A 240-nucleotide genomic window follows, 5' to 3' on the forward strand; every position below is an offset into this window, starting at 1 on the left:
TAACACATCAGCAACATCTACATCATACCCCGCAGACTCTTCCCGAATCGCGTTGGCTACTTGTTTCTCTTTGATTCGATCCCCTACCCAATCGGCTTTTTTGGTATAACGAATAGCAGTATCAATTTTAGACGCTAATACCTCATCATTTCCCCAGTTATCAAACAGCGCACGCTTAGCCGCCGTATCAATACTCGAAGGATATGGAGTCTTAGCATCACCTTGTGGCTTAACCACCTT

1 protein-coding gene is annotated in these 240 nt (G+C 44.6%); it reads right to left on the reverse strand.

Annotated features, from left to right (window positions below):
• Nucleotides 1-240 (reverse strand): hypothetical protein (locus ACRHOC_RS15090; protein ID WP_431159436.1); only part of this gene is annotated, 240 nt, incomplete at both ends.

The sequence above is a fragment of the Winogradskyella poriferorum genome (assembly GCF_050618035.1).
In the GTDB taxonomy this organism is placed as follows: Bacteria; Bacteroidota; Bacteroidia; order Flavobacteriales; family Flavobacteriaceae; genus Winogradskyella; species Winogradskyella poriferorum_A.